This window comes from Lentzea aerocolonigenes, from assembly GCF_000974445.1.
Classification (GTDB): Bacteria; Actinomycetota; Actinomycetes; order Mycobacteriales; family Pseudonocardiaceae; genus Lentzea; species Lentzea aerocolonigenes.
On the sequence record NZ_BBOJ01000021.1, the window covers coordinates 105,177 to 124,345 of the forward strand.

Annotated in this window: 15 protein-coding genes; 10 read left to right on the forward strand and 5 right to left on the reverse strand. The window is 70.7% G+C overall.

Annotated elements, in window-relative coordinates; genetic code table 11:
* The first annotated feature begins 37 nt into the window (after nt 1–37).
* Complete coding sequence (locus tag AOM45_RS35490; protein WP_030468504.1) at nt 38–2,713, forward strand: toll/interleukin-1 receptor domain-containing protein; 2,676 nt, start codon at nt 38–40, stop codon at nt 2,711–2,713.
* Between the two features lie 7 nt (nt 2,714–2,720).
* Here the strand turns inward: AOM45_RS35490 and AOM45_RS35495 are convergent, their stop codons facing one another.
* On the reverse strand, nt 2,721–7,913 hold the full coding sequence (locus AOM45_RS35495) for a DUF7379 domain-containing protein (RefSeq protein ID WP_035910604.1): 5,193 nt from the start codon (nt 7,911–7,913) through the stop codon (nt 2,721–2,723).
* Between the two features lie 159 nt (nt 7,914–8,072).
* Here AOM45_RS35495 and AOM45_RS35500 point away from each other — a divergent pair, with 159 nt between their 5' ends.
* Nucleotides 8,073–8,495, forward strand: coding sequence for an ester cyclase (locus AOM45_RS35500; RefSeq protein WP_030468505.1), 423 nt, complete (start codon nt 8,073–8,075; stop codon nt 8,493–8,495).
* Nucleotides 8,492–9,298, forward strand: coding sequence for an NAD(P)H-binding protein (locus AOM45_RS35505; RefSeq protein ID WP_030468506.1), 807 nt, complete (start codon nt 8,492–8,494; stop codon nt 9,296–9,298). Before AOM45_RS35500 ends, AOM45_RS35505 begins: the two co-directional genes overlap by 4 nt.
* Here AOM45_RS35505 and AOM45_RS35510 read toward each other — a convergent pair.
* Both AOM45_RS35510 and AOM45_RS35515 read right to left on the reverse strand, forming a co-directional pair.
* Nucleotides 9,285–10,271 (reverse strand): zinc-dependent alcohol dehydrogenase family protein, encoded by a 987-nt coding sequence (locus tag AOM45_RS35510; RefSeq protein WP_030468507.1) that lies wholly within the window; start codon nt 10,269–10,271, stop codon nt 9,285–9,287. The genes AOM45_RS35505 and AOM45_RS35510 overlap by 14 nt on opposite strands.
* Nucleotides 10,264–10,638, reverse strand: a complete 375-nt coding sequence (locus AOM45_RS35515; RefSeq protein WP_030468508.1) for a nuclear transport factor 2 family protein — start codon at nt 10,636–10,638, stop codon at nt 10,264–10,266. Before AOM45_RS35515 ends, AOM45_RS35510 begins: the two co-directional genes overlap by 8 nt.
* Nucleotides 10,639–10,686: 48 nt before the next feature.
* On the opposite strand from AOM45_RS35515, the gene AOM45_RS35520 reads away from it, so the two are divergent.
* Nucleotides 10,687–11,538 carry a helix-turn-helix domain-containing protein gene (locus AOM45_RS35520; protein WP_051783706.1) on the forward strand — a complete coding sequence of 284 codons (852 nt, stop codon included), beginning with the start codon at nt 10,687–10,689 and terminating at the stop codon, nt 11,536–11,538.
* Here AOM45_RS35520 and AOM45_RS35525 read toward each other — a convergent pair.
* Complete coding sequence (locus AOM45_RS35525; protein ID WP_030468510.1) at nt 11,484–12,857, reverse strand: alpha/beta hydrolase; 1,374 nt, start codon at nt 12,855–12,857, stop codon at nt 11,484–11,486. The genes AOM45_RS35520 and AOM45_RS35525 overlap by 55 nt on opposite strands.
* A 76-nt stretch (nt 12,858–12,933) precedes the next feature.
* On the opposite strand from AOM45_RS35525, the gene AOM45_RS35530 reads away from it, so the two are divergent.
* From AOM45_RS35530 to AOM45_RS35540, 4 genes are all read left to right on the forward strand, one after another.
* A complete protein-coding gene (locus AOM45_RS35530; protein ID WP_372497467.1) occupies nt 12,934–13,701 on the forward strand; it encodes an IclR family transcriptional regulator in 768 nt (255 codons plus the stop codon).
* A gap of 165 nt (nt 13,702–13,866) precedes the next feature.
* Complete coding sequence (locus tag AOM45_RS35535; RefSeq protein ID WP_030468512.1) at nt 13,867–14,901, forward strand: Rieske 2Fe-2S domain-containing protein; 1,035 nt, start codon at nt 13,867–13,869, stop codon at nt 14,899–14,901.
* A complete protein-coding gene (locus AOM45_RS51300; RefSeq protein WP_156093898.1) occupies nt 14,898–15,056 on the forward strand; it encodes a hypothetical protein in 159 nt (52 codons plus the stop codon). The genes AOM45_RS35535 and AOM45_RS51300 overlap by 4 nt, the downstream gene beginning before the upstream one ends.
* Nucleotides 15,053–15,982 (forward strand): PDR/VanB family oxidoreductase, encoded by a 930-nt coding sequence (locus tag AOM45_RS35540; RefSeq protein WP_030468513.1) that lies wholly within the window; start codon nt 15,053–15,055, stop codon nt 15,980–15,982. The genes AOM45_RS51300 and AOM45_RS35540 overlap by 4 nt, the downstream gene beginning before the upstream one ends.
* Nucleotides 15,983–16,091: 109 nt before the next feature.
* Here the strand turns inward: AOM45_RS35540 and AOM45_RS35545 are convergent, their stop codons facing one another.
* Nucleotides 16,092–16,505, reverse strand: coding sequence for a MarR family winged helix-turn-helix transcriptional regulator (locus tag AOM45_RS35545; RefSeq protein WP_236703944.1), 414 nt, complete (start codon nt 16,503–16,505; stop codon nt 16,092–16,094).
* A 65-nt stretch (nt 16,506–16,570) separates the two neighbouring features.
* On the opposite strand from AOM45_RS35545, the gene AOM45_RS35550 reads away from it, so the two are divergent.
* Nucleotides 16,571–18,049 carry an aldehyde dehydrogenase family protein gene (locus tag AOM45_RS35550; protein WP_030468515.1) on the forward strand — a complete coding sequence of 493 codons (1,479 nt, stop codon included), beginning with the start codon at nt 16,571–16,573 and terminating at the stop codon, nt 18,047–18,049.
* 9 nt (nt 18,050–18,058) lie between these two features.
* Entirely contained in the window at nt 18,059–19,168 is a 1,110-nt protein-coding gene (locus AOM45_RS35555; RefSeq protein ID WP_030468516.1) for an NAD(P)-dependent alcohol dehydrogenase, read from the forward strand.
* Nucleotide 19,169: the final 1 nt, after the last annotated feature.

Consider the following 19,169-nt stretch of genomic DNA (forward strand, 5'->3'; position numbering starts at 1 on the left):
ATCTCCGTAGGATCACCCGTCGTCGAAGGGGGCACGGGTGTACGACGGGTTCATCTCCTACAGCCACTCGGCTGACCGGCCGCTCGCCAGGTCGTTGCAGCGCAGCCTGCACCGGATCGGCCGCCCCTGGTACCGGCCGAGGGCGCTGCGGGTGTTCCGCGACGACGTGAGCCTCGCCGCGAGCCCGGACCTGTGGTCGTCGATCCAGGACGCGTTGCTGGCGTCGCGCACCTTCACCCTCATGGCGTGCCCGGAGTCGGCCGCGTCGCCGTGGGTCGCCCGCGAGGCCGCCCTGTGGCGGGAGAAGAAGTCCAGGGACACGTTCCTGATCGTGCTGACCGGCGGTGAGCTGGTCTGGGACGACGAGGCGGGCGACTTCGACTGGGACCGCACCACCGCGCTGCCCCGGTGCCTGGAGGGCTGGTTCACCGCCGAGCCGCTGTGGGTCGACCTCCGCGAGCGGGAACGCCGCAGCGGCAAGGAGTTCCGCAGCGCGGCCGCCACGCTGGCGGCCGCGATCCACGGGGTCGCCAAGGACGAGCTGATCAGCGAGGACCTCCGCCAGCAGCGCCGGCTCGTCTCCGTGCTGGCGAGTCTGCTGACGCTGGCGCTCGTGGCGGGCGGTGTCGCGGTGTGGCAGCAACGGGTGGCCGTCGCACAACGCGACCGTGCGACCGAGCAGGCCAGGATCGCGCTGTCCAGGGCGTTGTCCGGTGAGGCGCAACGGCTCATGTCCTCCGACCCGCAGCTGGCGGTCCGGCTCGCGCTGTCGTCGTGGAGCGCCAGCGGGTCCGTGCAGGCGAAGGCCGCGTTGATGAGCACGCTCGACCAGGCGCGGCACGTGGTGTCGATCGTCTCTCCCGGCACCGACACGGTGAGCCGCAACCGGCACGTGAGCGTGGCCACGCGCGCCAGTGTCGCCATGAGCGCCGACGGGACGATCGCCGCCCACGCCTACTCCGACGGGAAGATCTCCTTGTGGGACAGCAAGTCCCGTCGACCCGTCACGTTCGCCCCGCCGGACTGGACGTCCGCGCTGACGCTCAACGGCGACGGCAGTCTGCTGGCGGGCACCGACGGCTCGTCGGTGAAGGTGTGGAACACCAAGGACGGCTCCCTGACCCACGACATCCCGATGTCAGGTGACCTGGACAGGTTGGCGATGTCGCCCAACGGCCGGTGGCTCGCCATCTCCGGCGGCAACTCCGGTGGAGCTACACCGGCGTTCGGCGTGTGGAACCTGGAGACCGGTCTTCCGGTGACCAAGGTCGAGGACCGCAACGCCCCCGGCGGTCCGCTGGAGTTCCACGGGGATCGCCTCTACACCGTCGACGGCCGCTCACCCGAGGCGAAGGTCGTGGTGTTCGAACCCGCGAGCAGCACCTGGTCGACGTTCGGTGCCGGCCGGGTCTGGCCGCACGGCCTGGCGGTCAGCGGATCGACGCTGGCGCTGCTCAACGGTTCCGCGCTCGAACTGTGGGACCTGGGCACGCGGACCAGGACGCACACGACAGAGGTGGGCGAAGACGCTTGCTGTGTCAGCGTTTCCGCCGACGGGCGACGCATCGCCGTTGGTACTGAGCAGGGTGCTGTGCTCCTGTACGACCAGACGCTCGCTCAGACCACCCAGCTCTTCCAGCACCCCATCAACGTTCAGGACCTGCGGATGAGCGACGACGGCACACTCGTCATCTCGATCGCCGAGAACGGCACCGTCGTGGTGACCTCACCGGACCGGGACGGCAGGGTGCGCGCCGCGGTGCAGGGACCGCCCGGCGTCAGCGGGGTGGCGGTGAGCGCGGCAGGGACTGCGGCGGTCTCCGGTTCGGACGGCGTCGTGCTGCGCGATCCGTCCACTCTGGCCGAGAAGTCGAAGTTCTCCGCGCCGGGCGGTGCCGTGCGCCTCAGTCCCGACGGGCAGCGGCTGTCCGTCGGCAGGCCGGGTGCCATCACCACGTGGGACACCACCACCGGCGCTCAGGTCGGCTCGATCGTCACCGACGAGATCGGTTTCCTCAGCGACAGCCGGCACCTGGTCACGGCCCGGTCCGATGGCACACCCGTGGTCGAGGAGGCCGGGAAGCGCGGGACGGCCCCGGTCGGCGGCTCCCCGCACGACCAGCAGATCGCGACGAACCTCAAAGGTGACGTGGTCGCCGTCGTGACGAAGGCGATCCAGCCTCACGAAGGCGGTGGGGGCACCGACCTGACGCTCTGGCGGTGGACCGGCGGGGAGCTGGAGAAGATCCGCCAGGTCCACTTCGCCGCCCTCGTCCGGGGCTTCGCGGTGAGCGAAGACGGCGAGCAGGTGGCCGCGACGGACATCGACGGCCGCGTGCTGCTCGACGACGGACGGCCCGGCGGACCGGTCGTGTTCGGCCGGGGCGTGGACAGCGCCTGGGCGTCGGTGGCCTTCGCGCCCGGCCTGGTCGCCCAGCAGCATCCCGAGACCGGCGAGCTCCTGCTGTGGAACAGCGCGGACGGTGGCGAGGTCGGCACCTGGCGGCACCCCGGCGCGGCGGGGAAGGTGACCAAGCTCGTCGCGACCGGTGACGGAGGGCTGTTGAGCGCCAAGGAGGACGGCCTGCTCACGTTGTGGGAAGGAAATCCGGACGCGTGGACGCGCACGTTGTGCACGACGGTCAGCGACGGTCTGTCCACAGAGGAGCGACAGCGCTACCTCGGTGACATCGACGTGCGCTGGCCGTGCTGACTCCTGGCTACTGAGGACTCCACGCCTCCAGTCGTTTCTGCAGGCGGCCCAACGCATCGACGGTTTCCTTCGCCGCGGCGAGCGGCGTCAGCGCGCACACGGCGAGATCGATGTGCTCGATCACCGCCGCTCGAGCACGCAGGCTCGACTGGGCGAACGCCCGGAAGTACTCCTCCACGACGGCGTCCTCGTTCTTCACCAGCTCACCGGAGATCAGCGCCTCGGCGAGTTTCGCGTCGGCAGGCGTGACGCGGGACCAGAAGTCGGGACGGCGCTCCGCGCGTGCGGCGGCGATGGAGCCCGCGATCAGCTTCCGCGCGTCCTCCTCGGCGAACGGCTGGGTGTCGTCGCGTTGGTGGGCGAGCCAGCCGAGCACGACGACGTTGAGCGCCGGGTAGAAGTTGATCGAGCCGTGCCGCTCGCGGTGGAGGTCGACGGCGCGCTGGTAGTTGTCACGCGCGTCGGCGAGCGCACTGGTCAGCTTTCCCGGGTCGCACGCCTCGCACAGCGCACGTCTGCGCTCGACGCTCGCCTTCAGGGAGTAGCGCTCCGGCGTTTCTCCCAGCTGCAGGAGGAGATCAGCCGACTTGCCCGCGCGGTCCAGCAGTTCGGCCGCCACAGGACCGGGATCGTCCGGGCGCCGGATGCGTTCGACCGCCCATTTCGCCCTGACGTTCAGCAGTTGCTCGAAGGACCTGACCGAGCCGGACGCGTCCCAGTCGTCCTGGGCCTTCTCGTAGCAGCTGACCGCCTTGTCGTACCGGGCGAGCAACGCCCAGACGTCGCCGACGGCGGAGAGCTCGTGTCCTCGCAGCCACTCCGTCGGGGTCGACTCGAGCAACGTCTCCAGTTCCTTGGCCAGCGCCGTGGCCACGACGTCCGGCGCGTCCTCGGCACGTCGCTTCAACGCGGCGAGCTCGTCGGCCAGTTCGCGGGGAGCCACGAGCTCCTCCCGTTGCGCGGCCCCGCCCACCGCCGGATCCAGCCGGAACGCGGGCGGACCGTAGACCTGGTACGCGCCCCACGTGTTCGTCGACCGGTGGTGTTCCCAGACCGCCTTGCGGGCGTTGAGGCTCGCGATGCCCAGCTCACCGCCGTCCAGCAGCTCGTCGTAGATCGTCGTGGCGAACCGGTGTGCCGCCTCGTCCTCGACAGCCCAGCCCGCCGCGATCACGGAGCGCACCCCGTTCTCGATGAGCTGCCGCGAAATGCTCGACGCCAGCCGGTCCGCGCGGGGTGTGCCCTGGTCCGGCAGCTGCATCGCGCCGAGGTGACAGCAGTTGAGGAAGACGACGTCCGGCGTGGTGCGCATCTTGGCGATCTCCAGCGCGCCGAGGTAGACGTCCTTCCCGATGATCACACCGCTGCGCGACGGGTCCTTGGCGTCGAAGTGGCCGTGTCCCGCGATGTGCACGATCCGGTACTCGTGCCGGAACAACGCGTTCAGGATCGGCACGACGTCATCGTCGTCGTCCACCCCGGCGATGATCGAGGTGACCTCGTAACCCTTGGTGCGCAACAGGTTCGCGACCTTCTTGGCCTCGTCCCGCGCCGCGGGCAGAGCCGGCATGCCGGTGCCCGCGGGATCACCGATGACCAGCGCGGCGTGCCCCGACGACGGACGGGTCGTCTCGGCGAACGTGCGCGTCTCCAGCCGGCGGATCACGCCGACCTCGACGGCGAGCGGCTGCACGTCCAGGTCGTGCGACCGGCTGGCGAGCATCTCCAGCGGCAGGGCACCGGCTTCCTCGTCGATGACCAGCAACAGGTTCTCGCTGCCGTAGCCCTGTCCCTTCAGCGAGTTGGGCACGAGCAGCTCGTACAACGTGTTGTACAGCTGCTCGTCCGGCTGGTGGTCCGCGATGGCCTCCGCGACGAGCGCGTCCAGCAGCTTGCGCTGGGCGGTGTTCACCCGTTGCTCGGCGCGGGCGGATCGGCCGATGCTCGTGAACGAGAGCGCCCCGAGCCGTTGCGCGTCGCCACCGCTGTCCTCCGCGACGATCCGGACGGTGCGCCAGATGCCCTCGCGGTAGGCCGACGGCGCACCGGGCTTGCCGTCGAACCCGGTGAGCATGCGGCGTTCGACGACGACCTCGCCGCCCTTGACGTCGAGCGTCTGCGCCAGCCGCACGGCCGCCTTCGTCGCCTGGATCGCCCGCTCCTCGTACATCTCGACGATCCTCAGCTCGTCGATGACGACCCGTGAGCGCAGGTCGTCCAGCCTGCGGTTCGCCTGGCGGACACCGGACACGATCGACGTCAGCGAGTTCTCGACCGGCATCGGCGGCACGAGCGCCGTGCCCACCAGCACCGCGGAGATCGACAGCGGGGCGGGCGACTCGCCTTCGGGCGTCCGGTCCTCCTGGATCGCGGCGAGCCTCAGCACCGCCTGGGTGACGCCCGCGGTCAACGCACCGGGCGTGAGGTCACCGGCGTCGCCGAGCCCGATCACCATCGCGGCCGGTCCGCCGGAGGACCCGAACACCTCGCACGTCCCGAGCCTGCCGGGGTACTGGCGGAACGCCGCGCGCCGCTCGAGTGCTCCCTTCAGGTGGGCGTCGAGGGCCTTCTCCGCTCCGCTGATCGGCGTGCCGTCCTGGTGGCCGACGAGCACCGCGCCCTCTTCCCAGCGCAGATCCCCGTGCACGACACCGACCTTGAGCACCCGCCGCCGCGTGGCCGAGCGTCCTCCGCCCCACGCCAGCCGGACGAGTTCCTCCGCGGTCGGCAGCACGAGAAGACCACGTGGATCGGTGAGCGGGCCCGACGCTCCCGGCTTGGCCGTCGGGGCCGTGAGCAGCTTGCTCGGCGGCCGTCCGGCGAGGAGGTCGAGCACAGCGGACACGGTGTCCGGATCCGACGGCAGGTCCGCGTGCGGCACGAGCGCGTACCACCTCGCGGGCCCGTCCAGGCGATCACTCGGACATGGTGCGAACCCGTCGCCGTTCGGAGAGACGTCGTAGCCGCCGTCGGAGTTGGTGCCGCACACGGTCTGCTCGGCACTGCCGTACACCGCGCTGATTCCCGTCCAGCTGGGAGGGATCAGGCGCTTTCGCCGTTCCGCGCCCTCTTCCGGCAGCAAGTCCTTGAGGATCGGCCAGTCCTCGAGCCATTCGGCGACCCGGGTGGCGTCCGCGGTGTGGTCCAGCAGGGCCAGCGCCGCGGTGAACTCGTCCTTGCCCTCCAGCCGCGCCTTGACGAGCCAGCTGCCCTCCAGCGGCGGTCCGAGCAGCACGGCCCTGCCGCCGGCCCGGTTCCACTCCGACCGCAGGGGCTCCGACGACAGCGCGGCGAGCAGCACCAGGCAGCCCGCGCCGTGCGCCACCACGTGCGGAGTCCCGTCGCGCAGTTTCTCCGCGAGGTCGGCCGCCAACTCGTCGAGCTCGCGGCGCCAGTCGAACTGCCACGGCGTGACGTTGTGCTGACCGGCCAACGCCGAGCTCAGCACCGAATAGCCGTCGACGAGCCCGCCGGGTTTCGCCTCACCGTCCGTGAGAACTTCTTCCGGGCCGTGGCCGACCAGTTCCGCCAGGTTCGGCCACACGAGCTGGTCCCCGCGCGCCAGCGTCGAGCCGAACAGGTCGGGCACGAGCAGGACCTGCCCGGTGATCTCGGTGGTCCCGCCGCGTTTGACCGGCCACTGCGGCGGCGGCGGGGTCTCGAAGCCCTGGGCGCCGTTGCCCGCGAGCCAGTTCTCCAGCGCCTGCCTGCTGTCCTCGTTGGCGAAGTAGCCGCCGTGGTTGACCGACGGCCCCTGGAAGAACGCGCGCTGGGAGGCCTCCCTGCTGACTCCGCCGGACATCGACGACGTCGGCACCACGAAGTCGTGGTTCTCGCCGTAGAAGAGGTCCGCGCCCTGCACCAGCAACCGGTTCAGCACGCCCCGGCCCTGCACGTCGCCCGCGATGGACCCGAGCCCGTCGGCCAGCGGTGGCGCCGCGAGCAGCATCCGCAGGAACGGCGACTCGGGCATCTGCGCTTCCAGTCCCGGCATCACCCTGGGATCGGTGCGCTGCTCCAGCATCGTCAGCAGGAACTTCTTGATCAGCGCAGCGATCCCGGTGTCCCGCAGCACGGGCACGAGGTTGAACACGTTGAACAGGAACGAGGCCCAGCGGTCGATGCGCCCGGACGCGAGCGTGGTGCCCATGGCCGGGCAGGCGACGCGCACGAACCGTTCGACCCGGAGCCCGCGTCCGCGGAGGTTGTCGCGGAGGTCGCGCAGAGCCTGGTGGTCAGGGTGGTCCGGCACGCCGGCGTACGCGGCGAACGACGGTTCGTGTCGCGCCGCGTAGCTCAGCACCTCGCCGACCAGCCCACCGCGCGAGTGGCTCACGAGGTGCAACGGCGCGTCCGGCAGCACCTCGACGGCGTCCAGCGCGTTCTGCGCGGGCGTCTTGCCCAGCGTCGCGTGTTCGAACGCCAGCACCCGGCCCTCGTACCGGTCGACGATCCGTGCCCACTCCGAGGTGCCGCGCAGCTTCCCGAACGCCGCCTCGGTGTGCGAGAACGTCCCGTGCAAGAGGACGAGATAGGGCTTCTCGCTGTTCGGAAGCGGCGCCGTGTGCCGCCCTTCCTTCTCCAGGAGGAGCTTCTCGTCCACGGTGTAGACGCCCCGGATCTTGGGCTTGCGCCGCCGCACCGACTCTTCCGCCTCGTCCGCGACCGGCGCGTCGACCCAGTTCGTGATGGTCTCGACGGCCTTCTTCGCCGCCGACGTCAGCACGAAACCGGACAACCTCCCCGCGATCACCCCGGCGCCGCCGAGCACGCCCGACCTGGTCAGCACAGGTCCGATCTCGGCGTCGAGGTCGCTCAGCGCCTTCGTGACACCGGGTGGCAGCGTGATCTTCGAACGCCGCACGCTCGCGACCCGTGAACCCCCGTCGCGGCTACGTTCGCCGAGGAACGGCGTCACGTCGAGCGGCCCCGGCACCGCACCTCGCGTGGCACCGCGCCGCGCCTTGTCGACGAGCGTGGCGGCCCGGTAAAAGCTGACCACGCCGTCGGTGTCCGCGACCTCGACGACGTCGTCATCGTCACCGGAGAGCAGCACGGGACCGGTGTCGCCGCGGCTCACCCCCGCGACGTCGACCTCGCGCCGCACGACGTAGCCGACATCCCCGCCGTAGAGTTCCGCGAACTCGTCGCGACCCGCCGGCTCCTCCGCCGGTCTCCCTTGGACGGTGAACTCGGCCATGGGCACCCGCTCTCCTGGTGCATACCGCCTGCGGTAGTTCCTCGCTGTGGCGGCCCGGCTCGTTACAGCGCGTCGATCATCCATCCACGACCGGACGCTCTCCGTTGTGACCTGGCTCACGGAGTGTCACACGCCGGCCGCGCCCGGCGTCCCGTGCCCATGACAACGACCAACAAGGCGGCGTTCAGCCGCTTCCACGACGCCGTCAACAGCGGCGACCTGGACGCCATCTCGAAGGCGATCGACGAGGTCGTCGCTCCTGACCTCGTGTTCCACGCGCCGGTGCCGAGCGACCTGACCGGCGTGCAGGTGCTCAAGCAGGTGTGGGTGACGCTGCTGCACGCGTTCCCCGACATCCAGGTCACCACCGAGGACGTGGTGGCCGAGGGCGACAAGGTCGTCTACCGCAACACCGTGACCGGCACCCACCTCGGCGAGTACCGGGGCCTGCCGCCGACCGGCAGGTCCGTGAGGTACGACGAGATCTTCATCATCCGCTTCGCCGACGGCCTCATCGCCGAGATCTGGGGAGTCGTCGACGTCTTCGCGCAACTCCGGCAGCTGCAGGGAGACCCGTCATGATCCTCATCACCGGCGGCAACGGCGTCGTGGGCCGGCACACCGCGAAACTCCTGCTGCGGGATGGCATCGCGGTCACCGCGGTGACCCGGAGCGACGGCGACCTGTTCAGTCCACAGTGGATCGAACCGTTGCTGGAAGGCGTGCAGTCGGTGCAGATCAGCCCGCGCGCCACCGGTCCCGGTCTCGAAGAGCTGCTGGCCCTGGCCGTCAAGCAAGGCGTCCGGCGCGTGGTGCTGCTGTCGGCCACCACCGTCTCACACCCGGCGGGCGAGGCGCGTTTCGCCGCCCAGTTCAGGGCGGCCGAGGAGCTCGTCGTGCACTCCGGTCTGGAGTGGACGGTGCTGCGCCTGGCCGACTTCGCCGCCAACGCGCTGGCCTGGGTGCCGCAGGTCGAGGCAGGTGACGTGGTGCGCGGGGCGTACGGCGCGGCCGCCACGTCCCCGATCCACGAAACCGACATCGCGGCGGCGGCCGCGCAGGCCCTGCGCGGCGACGGGCACGCCGGGGCGGTGCACACGTTGACCGGGCCGCAGTCGCTGGACCAGCACGAGAAGGTGCGGCTCATCGGTGCCGCGATCGGGAGGACGCTGTCGTTCCAGGAGCTTCCGCCCAAGCAGGTGCGGCAGGGCCTCCTCGCGCAGGGACTGCCAGAGGAGGTGCCCGCCCGCCTGCTCGGGTCCCTGGCCGACTACGCCACCCGGCCCGGTCCCACCACCGGCACCGTGGCGGACCTGCTGGGCAGGCCCGCGCTCACCTTCGCCGACTGGGCGCGGGACAACGCGGCCGCGTTCAGCCGGCCGTGATGACCACCTTCCCCAGCGGTTGCTCGCTCTCGTAGTACCGGAAGGCCTCGACGACGTCCTCGAACGCGAACTCGCGGTCCACCACCGGCCGCAGACCGCCGGCCTCGATCGCGCGGTTCATCGCCCGGAACTGGGCCTGGCTGCCGACCGCGATCGGCCGCACGCTCGCGCCGGAGCCGAACAGCAGCCTCGGGTCGAGCGGCGGCACGTCCCCACCGATGAACCCGACGAGTGCCACTTCCCCGCCCACCGCCACCGCGCGCAATGACTGCGACAGGTCGCCGGCCACGTCCACGACGTGGCCGGCACCGCGGCCAGTCCTGGAGCGCACTTCGGTGGGCCAGTCCGGTGTGCGGTGCAGAACCTCGTGCGCTCCCAACGCCTTCAGCCGTCGTGCCTTGTCCTCGCTGCTCGTCAGGGCGATCACCTCGGCTCCGAGCAGGACGGCGAGCTGCACCGCGAACAACGACACGCCACCGGTTCCGAGCGTCACGACCGTGTCGCCCGCGCGCACACCGGACAGCGCGTTCCAGGCCGTCACGCCGGCGCACGGAAGCGTTGCGGCCTCGGCGAAGGACAGGTGCCGCGGCACCGGGACGAGTGCGGACTCCGGCAGCACCACCAGTTCGGCCAGCATCCCGTCCAGCGATCCGCCCAGTTGCGGCAGGTGCTCCGGCCCGAACGGACCGTCGAGCCAGCTCGGGAAGAGTCCGGCGGTGACTCGGTCACCGATCTGGGTCCGGTGCACGCCAGGTCCCACGGCCACCACCTCGCCCGCGCCGTCCGACACGGGAACGAGGTCGGGCTTGACCGGCAACACGTACGTGCCGCGCAGCACGAGCAACTCGCGGAAGCTGAGCGACACCGCCCGCACGGCCACCAGGACCTCACCGGGTCCCGGCTCCGGCGCGGGTGTCTCCTCCAGCCTCAACCCGTCGATCCCCGCACCTGGGGTCGCGCGCCAGCTACGCATCGACGGCCTCGCGCGGCGACCTCTTGGTGTACCCCAGCGCTTCCACGATCTGGCCGTCGCGGACCTGCATGAGGTTCACGCCGCGCACGTAGTCGAGCGGGCCCTCGCCGAACCGGTACCGCCACTTGATCGTGGCGCGGTCACCGGCCACCACGACGTCCTCCTGCTCGAACCGGGTGTCGCGGTTGCCGGCGAGCGCCCGCCAGAACGTCAGGCACTCGTCCCGCCCCACGCACCGCAGGCCCTCGGGAGCCGGCTCGATGGCCTCCATCACGCAGTCCTCGTGGACCAGGTCCTCCAGCAACGTCCAGTCGTGCTCGGCGAACGCGGCGTTGAACTTCTTGATCACTTCGCTCACATCGGTCATGCACCGATCTTGTGATCTCCGGTGGGGCAGAACAATTCCCTGCGGGGAATGGACGAACAGGCTAGGAAGGACACCGTGCCGACGATCGAGAACCACCTGGGAAGCGAGCTGCGCCGGTGGCGGGACGCGCGCCGGATCAGCCAGCTGGAGCTGGCGTCGAGGGCGGGCACCACGCAGCGCCACCTGAGCTTCGTCGAGACCGGACGGTCGCTGCCCGGCCGCCCGCTCGTGCTGCGCCTCGCCGAGTCGCTGGACCTGTCGCTGCGGGAACGCAACGCGCTGCTGGTCTCGGCCGGGTACGCGCCCGCGTTCAGCGAGACGAACCTCGACGACCCCCGGATGCGGCCGGTGCGGGAGGCGCTGCACCAGGTGCTCGCCGGGCACCTGCCGTACCCGGCGCTGGTCGCGGGCCCGCTCGGGCAGATCGTCGCCGCCAACGACGCGATCGGCGTGCTCAGCGAGGGCGTCGCGCCGGAACTGCTGGCGGGTCGGAACATCTGGCGGCTGGCCCTGCACCCGGACGGCATGGCCGCCCGCGTGCAGAACCTGGCCGTGTGGGGCAGGCACGTGATCGAGGGCCTGCGCGCCAGGGCGGCCCGTCATCCCGACCCGCGGCTCAGCGAACTGATCACCGAGCTGTCGGGGTACCTGCCGGACGCGCCACCGCCCGGCAGGGACTACCTGGGTTTCGCGGTCCCGCTGGAGCTGCGGACCTCGGAAGGAACCCTGCGGCTGCTCACGACGCTGACGTCGTTCGCCACCGCCGTGGACGTCACCCTCGCCGAACTGCACCTGGAGGCGTGGCTACCCGTCGACGAGGCCACCGCCGACGTGCTGCGCCGGCGTCACGACGGCTCGACTGCCGGGCAACCGGCCGGAATCTCGAGGTCGAGCAGGTAGTTCTCGACTCCGCCGCGGGTGCAGTCGCTGCGCGGGTAGGCGACGTGGCCCCAGCCCTCGTAGGTCATCAGGGCGGTGTTGCGCGGCGCCTGCCGGTGGAGGTTGACCGCCCACGCGTACGGGGTGACCGGATCGTGCCGCGCGCTGAGCACCAGGATCCTCGGTGCGTCGGCGATGTCGAGGCGGTGCGGCGGGTTGGCGGGCGGCCCCGCGACGCCGATGCACGCGGTGGCCTCGTCGTGGCCGATGAAGCTGCCGCGCATGATCGGTGACCGGCGCAGCTCCTCGGCACGCAGCCGCGAGTACTCCTGGAAGTTCTTGACGCGCAACGAGAAGTCCTGGCAGACCGTCGCCAGCCGGACCGACTCGTAGTTCGGTTCGAAGTCCAGCGCCGCCTCGGCCTCGGCGCCGAGCCTGCCGGCGATGACGTTCGCGATCCAGCCGAAGTCCGGTCCGCCGAGCCCCTGGTAGACCGTGTCGATCAACCGCTGCCGGCCGGAGGGGTCACTGTCGAGGGCCTTCTCCCAGGCCGCGTACACGTCCTGCCCGTGCAGGGCACACGACACCGTGCGGTCGCACCAGCGGGCGAACTCGACGAACGAGTCGTCCACCGCCGCCGCCCTGTCCCCCGTGAACCGGCGCGTGTCGACGCTGTGGTCGACAACGCTGTCGAGGACCATCGCGCGGACCCGGTGGCCGAACTTCTCGGCGTACAGCTGGCCGAACACCGTGCCGTAGGAAAGTCCGAGGTAGCTGATCTTCCGCTCCCCCAGCGCCCTGCGCATTGCGTCCATGTCCTGCGCGACGGTGGCGCTGTCGGAGTGGTCGAAAATCGGTCCGCTGCGCTCGCGCCACTTCTGGAGCACGCCCTGGTTGTGGCGCAGCAGCGCGGTGAACCCCGCCTCGTCCGACGGGTAGATCGACGGCTGGTCGTTCATCAGGTCCGCGCACCGGATCGGCAGGCTGTTGCCCGTGCCGCGCGAGTCGATGCCAACGATGTCGAACCTCGCCCGCAGCTCGGGGCTGAACAGGCGGGAGAGCGCGAACTGCGCCGCCGAGCCACCGGGCCCGCCGGGGTCGACCATCAGCACACCCAGCCGCCGCGCGGGATCGGTGGCGACGTGGCGTGCCACCGCGATCTCGATGCGCCCGCCGCCGGGCCTGCTCCAGTCGAGCGGCACGCTCAGCGTCCCGCACTCGCCCTCGGGGTTGTCCTCGCAGGGCGCCCAGGCGATGGACGGCGCCTGCTCCGCGGCCGCCACACCCCCGCTGATCACCAGAACCATCGCCGCGATAGGTAACGCCAGTGCCCGTCTCATCAGGCGCACAGTGCCTCCAGCTGTGGGAGCGTTCTTACGTTAGCGCTCACAACACTTTCAGAAGCACAATGCGGGGGTGAACGCGCCCAGACGAGGCAGGCCCGCCGGTCCCACCGGACCGGTGATCGGACGTGCGCTCCAGCTCCTCGACGCGTTCGACGCCGAGCACCGCGAACTGACGCTGAGCGAGCTCGCCCGGCGCGCGGACCTGCCGCTGTCGACCGCACACCGGCTGATGCACGAACTCTGCCTGTGGGGTGCCGTCGAGCGAGGCGGCGACGGCCTGTACCGGATCGGCCTGCGCTTGTGGGAGCTCGGCTCGCTCGCGCCGCGCGGTCCGGGCCTGCGCGAGACCGCGTTGCCGTTCCTGGAGGACCTCTCCCTGATCACCCGGGAGAACGTGCAGCTCGCCGTCCGGGAGGGCGCGGAGGTCGTCTTCGTCGAACGGATCGCGGGCTCCGGCGCGGTGCCGGTGCTCACCCGCGTCGGCGGCCGGTTCGCGCTCACCGCCACCGGCGTCGGCCTCGTGCTGCTCGCGCACGCCCCCGTCGAGGTCCAGGAGGAGGTGCTCGGCAGCCCGATCGAGCGCTACACCGCCGAGACCGTCACCGACCCCGCCCGGTTGCGCCGGATGCTCGCCGACGTCAGGGCGAACGGGTTCTCGATCAGCGACCGCCAGGTCACGATGGACGCCCTGTCGGTCGGCGCGCCGATCCGCGACCGGAGCGGGGCGGTGATCGCCGCGGTCTCGTTGGTCGTTCGGCACGGCAGCACGACCGCGCACGCGCTGGCACGGCTCGTGCGGACCAGCGCGCAGGCGATCTCGCGGGCCCTGTCGGCGTGAGAGCCTCCGCTCGGCCACCCACACGCCGGCACAAGCTCACACCCGCACCCAGTCGATCTTGGGCATCCTCTCGGCCTAAGAGCTTCCATTTTCCGGAAACCCCGCTACGACCGACGCAGTGGTTCAGGTCACGCTGAGCCTCCCCACCACGAAGAAGGAGCTCCGATGCCCGGCTTCCCGCGCGACCAGTGGTACGTCGCCGCCTACGGGTCCGAGATCGAGCACGACCTGTTCACCCGCACCATCTGCGGCGAGCCGATCCTGTTCTGGCGCACCCGCGAGGGCACCGTGACCGCGATGCCGGACCGGTGCGTGCACCGGCGTTTCCCGTTGTCCCAGCCGCCTTCGCGGCTCGTCGACGACCAGGTGGTCTGCGGCTACCACGGTTTCACCTACGACGCGGGCGGCAAGTGCGTCGCCGTGCCGGGACAGACCCGGATTCCGCGCACCGCAAGGCTTCTGCCGTACCCGGTCGTGGAGCAGGACTCGTTCGTGTGGGTCTTCATCGGCGACCCGGCCAACGCCGACGCGTCGCGGATCCCGCGCGCGCCGTGGCTCGTCGCGGACGACTACACGACCGTCTGCGGCATGGAACCGTTGAACGCCAGGTACGAGTTGCTCGTCGACAACCTGCTGGACCTCTCGCACGAGACGTACCTGCACGGCGGTTACATCGGCACGCCCGAGGTCGCCGCCACGCCGATCACGACCGAGGTCGACGAGGACGCGGGCATCGTCTACGTCTCGCGGCACATGGACGACGCGGAGTGCCCGCCGTTCTACTCGAAGTCGACCGGCCTGCAGGGCAGGATCGCGCGCTGGCAGGACATCGAGTACACGCCGCCGTGCCTGTACAAGCTGCACAGCCGCATCGCGCCGGTCGGCTCCGTGCCCAACCCGGACGGGACCGACCCGGACGCGTTCCACGTCGAGGTCGTCTACGCGATCACGCCGGAGACCGAGAACTCGACGCACGACTTCTGGGCCGTGGCGAGGGACTTCGCGCTCGGCGACGAGGAGGTCTCGGCGTTCCTCGCGGAGAACAACCGCACGGTCGTCATGCAGGACGTCGTGGCGCTGAACGTGCTGGAGCAGGTCATCGCCAACGAACCCGAGGGCTACCAGGAACTGTCGGTCAACATCGACACCGGTGGGCTCGCCGCGCGCAGGATGCTCAAGAAGCTGGCCGAGAAGTCATGAAGATGCTCACCGGCAACCGCATCTACCGCATCCACTGGGTCCTCGGCACCGACCGGCTCCGCGCGGTGTGCCACTGCGACGCCGAGCGCGAGTTCGAGGACCCGGTGGAGCTGTGGGAGTGGCTGCTCGACCACCCGGTGGGGCACACGCCGTGAAACTGTTGCTGGAGAAGAAGGAAAGCATCTCCGACGGGGTGGTGCTGCTGACGCTGCGCCACCCGGACGGCGACCCGCTGCCGGCCTGGACGCCTGGCTCGCACGTCGACCTGGTGCTCACCGGTGACCTGGTCCGCCAGTACTCGTTGTGCGGCGACCCGGCGGACACGTCGTCCATCAAGGTCGCCGTGCTGCGCGAGCCCGAAGGACGCGGTGGCTCGCGGCACGTGCACGACGTTCTCGACGAAGGACAGCTGGTCGAGATAGCAGGGCCGCGCAACCACTTCGAGCTCGTCGAGGCGAAGCGCTACCTGTTCATCGCGGGCGGCATCGGCATCACGCCGATCCTGCCGATGATCGCGCAGGCACGGCAGGCGAACCACGAGTGGCGGCTGGTCTACGGCGGCCGGACGCGGTCCTCCATGGCGTTCCGCGACGAGCTGGAGGCCCTCGGCCAGGTCGAGATCCACCCGCAGGACGAGCACGGCCTGCTGGATCTCCAGTCACTGCTCGGCGAACCGGAGGAAGGCACCGCGGTGTACTGCTGCGGACCGGAACCCCTGCTGGCCGCCGTCGAGCAGCACTGCGCGGCGTGGCCGAAGGGTGCTCTCCACGTCGAACGGTTCTCGCCGAAACCCGACGCGGACCGAGGACCCCGGCACGAGTTCGAAGTGGAGCTCGCGGAGACGGGCAAGGTGTTGCGGGTGCCGCCGGACCAGTCCGTGCTCGAGGTCGTCGAACGAGCGGGCGTGTCCGTGCTGTCGTCGTGCCAGGAAGGCACGTGCGGCACCTGCGAGACGATCGTGCTCGACGGCACGCCCGACCACCGCGACTCCGTCCTCACCGACGAGGAAAAGGAGACCGGCGACGCGATGATGATCTGCGTGTCCCGGTCGCGCTCTCCCCGGCTCGTGCTCGACCTCTGACGAACACTTGACAGTTCAACTAGGCAGAACCATGATTTCTATATCAGGAATCCTGATATTAGAGATCCTGATGCAGAAGCTCGACGAGGAGCGGAAACATGCGTGGGCACTAGGTGAGAGCGGCGCGGCACCGGTTGAGCAGGTCGTGCAGCGCAGTTCGCTCGTCAGAGTTGAGCCTGCTCACCATCCGTTCCTCGATCGCCGCGATCTCGGCGGCGTGCTCGTCCAGGAACGCCTTTCCCTTGTCGGTGAGGCTGATCAGCAACCTCCTCCCGTGAGCGGGGTCCTGCTCGCGGGTGATCAGCTCACGACGCTCCAGCGCGGCGACCATGTCGGTCATCGTCTGCGCGGTCACGAACGAGTTCCGCGCCAGTTCCGCTGACGTGAGACCGTCGCGGCCGGCCAGCACCGTCAGCGCGGTGTACTGCAGGGTCGTCACGCCGGCGGGGCGCAGCACCTCGTCCATGAGTGCGCGCACCGCGAGTTCCACCTGCTTGACCTCGTACATCAGCGACGGTCGCAAGAGCCTCACCTTCCCCATCGATCGTCTCGATCACAGCGAAGCCTGTCACAGGAAGGCAAATCCACATGACCACAGTCGACGACCGTCCGGACACGACGCTGCGGCGCCCCGACGTCTCGCCCGGCAGGCTGTTCATCGGGGGACAGTGGCGGGAGCCCGCGGAAGGTGGCCGGATCAACGTCGTCGACCCGTCCACGGGGACGGTCGTGACGTCCGTCGCGAGGGGCTCGACGGCGGACGTGAACGACGCGGTGGACGCCGCTCGAGCCGCGTTCGACGGCTGGGCGGCGACACCGGGCAGGCAGCGCGCCCGGATCCTGCACCGCGTCGCCGACGTCGTGCGGGCCAGGGCGGACGAACTGGTCGCCGTGGAGAGCCTGGACGTCGGCAAGCCGGTCTCGCTGTGCCGCCCGGTCGACGTCGAGACGACCGCCGAGCAGTACGAGTACTACGCGGCGCTGGCGCAGAGCATCGACGGTGCCACGCGGCAGATCCCGATCCCCTCGCACGCCTACACCCGCCGCGAGCCGCTCGGGGTGGTCGCCGCGATCACGCCGTTCAACTTCCCGCTGATCCTGTCGAGCTCCAAGATCGCCCCGGCGCTCGCGGCGGGCAACACCGTCGTGCACAAGCCCGCGGAGGACACGCCGCTCAGCGCGTTGCTGATGGCCGAGATCCTCGCCGAGGCGGGCGTTCCCGACGGCGTCGTCAACGTGGTGACCGGGTACGGCTCCGAGATCGGCGAGCACCTGCTGCGCCACCCCGGCGTCGACAAGGTGGCCTTCACCGGGTCGACGGCCGTCGGCAGGCACGCGGCGAGCGTGGCGGGCGGGCAGCTCAAGCCGATGACGATGGAGCTGGGCGGCAACGCGGCGCACATCGTCTTCGAGGACGCCGATCTGGAGAAGGCGATCGGCGCGGCGATCAAGGGGTTCGTGTTCAACACGGGCCAGTTCTGCATGGGCGGCCCCCGGCTGCTCGTCGCGGCACCGTTGTACGACGCGGTGGTCGAAGCGCTCGCCGGTGCCGTGCCGCACGTGCCGCTCGGCGACCCGTTCGACCCGGCCACCGTGATCGGCCCGATGGCGGGCGAACGTCATCTGTCCAAAGTGGAACGCTATGTGGCACAGGCGAAGAAGGACGGCGGCCGGATCGTGGCGGGCGGGCAGCGCGCCGACCGCGACGGGTTCTTCTTCCACCCCACGGTGATCGCGGACCTGCCGGACACGTCCGCGGTCGTGCAGGAGGAGATCTTCGGCCCGGTGCTGACCGTGCAGCGGTTCGACACCGAGGACGAGGCGGTCGCGATGGCCAACGGCACGCCGTACGGCCTCGCCGCCGGGCTGCAGACCGAGAACCTCGCCCGCGCGCACCGCGTGGCCGCGCGGCTGCAGGCGGGCATCGTGTGGGTCAACGACTGGGCGATGCTCGACCCCGCGATCCCGTTCGGCGGGGTCAAGGACTCCGGGTACGGCCGCGAGTACGGCCCCGAGGCGCTCGCCGCCTACACACGCACCAAGTCCGTCGTCATCTCCCTGGCCTGAGGAGCAACCATGTCCACCACAACGACGGCGGCCGTGGTCGAGTCCGCCGGTTCCGGGTTCGCGCTCACCCAGGTCACGCTGGACGACCTGCGCCCCGACGAGATCCGCGTCCGCGTGACGGCCGCCGGCATCTGCCACACCGACCTCGGCGTCGCGGGCGGCCACCTGCCGTTCCCGCTGCCCGGCGTGCTCGGCCACGAGGGCGCCGGAGTCGTCGAGGAGGTCGGTTCCGCGGTCACCAAGGTCGCCGCGGGCGACCAGGTGCTGCTGAGCTACACCTCCTGCGGCCGCTGCCCCAACTGTCGCGACGGCCACCCCGCCTACTGCGACACCTGGCTGCCGTCGAACCTCATCGGCGGCGAACGAGCCGACGGGACGTCGCCGATCTCCCGCGACGGCGTCCCGCTCGGCGGTCACTTCTTCGGTCAGTCGAGCTTCGCCCACCACGCCGTCGTCGACGAGCGCAGCGTCGTGAAGGCTCCCGCGGACGCACCGCTCGACCTGCTCGCCCCGCTCGGCTGCGGGGTCATGACCGGCGCCGGCGCGGTCTGGCACGTACTCGCCCCGCGACCCGGCGCCACCCTCCTCGTCACCGGTGCGGGCGCGGTCGGCCTCTCCGCGGTCATGGCGGCCCGACTCACCCCCGCGACCCGGATCATCGCGGCCGATCGCGTGGCGTCGCGGCTCGCCCTCGCCACCGAGCTCGGCGCCACGGACACCATCGACACCACTCACGAGGACCTCGGCGAGGCGATCGCGAAGCTCACGTCCGACCGCGGTGTGGACGGCGTCGTGGAGACCACCGGCAACGCGGACGTGCTCGGCATGGCGATCTCCTCGCTCGCGACCCGCGGCACCGCGGTGATCGTCGGCGCGCCCGCGTTCGGCACCCAGGTGCCGGTCAACGTGAACTTCATGCTGTCCGGCCGCAAGGTCGTCGGCCTCACGATGGGCGACGCCGAGACGCAGTCGCTGATCCCGGTGCTCGTCGACCTCGTGACCGCGGGCCGGATGCCGATCGACCGCCTGATCACCCACTACGAGTTCGGGGAGATCCAGCAGGCGGTCGACGACGCGCTGGCCGGCGTCACCATCAAACCCGTGCTGCGGCTGGGGTGAC